Here is a 1,562-nt window from a genome sequence, read left to right on the forward strand (position 1 = left end):
CCCTTTATATTAAAGGGACGCTCGCCCTATATGCTATTAATTGGTAGTATGCTCACCTTGGTGTATTTGGGGGCAAGCGGCGTCGTATTATTTACACGTATCTACGGAAGCAGTTGGGCTGAGATTGTGGTTTACTTGATCGATTTTGTGTTATTGTTTTTGATTAATACCTGGCTGTTTTTATTGTTAAAGCGTCTGCCTTCTATGAACAATGTCGTCAAACAGCCCCGCGCGCGCTAATCTTAACTTATTTGGATATAGTCTATACCTAATAAAACGAATACGTCGGACTGTAGCGCGAGGTCAAAATGATTTTTTCTTGCGTGCTGTGCCTACGCCGCTCGATGCTGCAAAAAAACCACTTCGACCTCGCTGTATCATTTTTATATTGAACTGACTATGCCTACACAAAAAAGCGGCGCTCTAACTATAGAGCGCCGCTTTTGTCTGGACTGTTTATTACTAACTATTACGAAGATCAGGGGCAAAGGGGTTTAGTTTACTTTGGTTAATTCCAGATCCATCTTTTTGCCATCGTTGATTTGACTTACTTTCACTGGTAAGTAGTCTAAACTGGGTGCCAACCAAAAGCTGGTTGAGCGGTCATTGTCGTCATGGACACGGTCAACACGTACGGTATCAAAAGTACCTGCTGGCACAGTAATTTTGGTGCTACCTGACTTTTTAAAAGGTGTTTTCTCGACTTTGTCTTTTTTGGCCATGTAATAATTACCAGAGAATTTGCCGTTCAATAAGTCTTGACGAATTTGTACCTCTAAGCTCAAGTCATCAAAGGCTTGCTGGGCCATATTGGACGTTGTGGTCTTGCCTCTATAGCTGCTTGTCACCTTTTTGCCCGCTGAATCAAAGCTAAGATTATGCGTACGTCCAATGCCGAGCAATTTGTACGTGGTGCTGGCTTTGCTTGGGCTAACATTGTTGCCATTGATTACAAAGGTGCTGCTTTGCGCGGCGCTCGCCACGCCTGCGACTCGAGCTTTGACATTGTAGTTCCATGCATTGCCTGATTTGCTCAAAGTACGAGTAGCCACTCCTTTATATTTATCTTCTACGGTAAAGCTGTAGTTTGTGCTTGAGGGCTGTATGCTTTTTGCGTTAGCAAGGGTAGGGGCGGTCATACTAATAGCTCCGATAGCAGCGATACTGACACCTGTTGTAAACAGGGTTGCCAGTTTATTCTCACTGCGCTTGTTAGGGATGGTAAATGATGTCATGAATGTATCCTTAATAAGTTTGTCAGATATTTTAGTTATTTTATAGCTATTGTTTACGTACTCTTGTGAGTGACAAAAGCTTTTGTCCACTAGGACTGTTAATCATAAATACTATAATGGTCATATCTTGTTACACTTTCAAGGGTGGCTGCTGAGTAATAGGTTGAGCAGGTGTGGTCGATGTTACCGTAAAACGCTTGTCATCAGTACTCAGTAACGTCATGTGAGTAAGCTTGCACGCTTATGTTTGAGGATCATTTGCAGCAACAAACGCCTTGTAAATATTTTTGAGTTTACACTTGAACCCACCTTGTCATGCCCCCATTT

The 1,562-nt window shown here is 42.4% G+C and carries 1 protein-coding gene and 1 pseudogene; one reads left to right on the forward strand and one right to left on the reverse strand.

What is annotated here, in order from left to right:
• Positions 1–240, forward strand: a pseudogene (locus ACTXGO_RS13500) (hypothetical protein); the annotation flags it as partial.
• A gap of 254 nt (positions 241–494) precedes the next feature.
• Here ACTXGO_RS13500 and ACTXGO_RS13505 read toward each other — a convergent pair.
• Positions 495–1,235, reverse strand: coding sequence for a DUF3108 domain-containing protein (locus tag ACTXGO_RS13505; protein WP_443574884.1), 741 nt, complete (start codon positions 1,233–1,235; stop codon positions 495–497).
• Positions 1,236–1,562: the final 327 nt, after the last annotated feature.

The organism is Psychrobacter sp. T6-1, assembly GCF_052258445.1.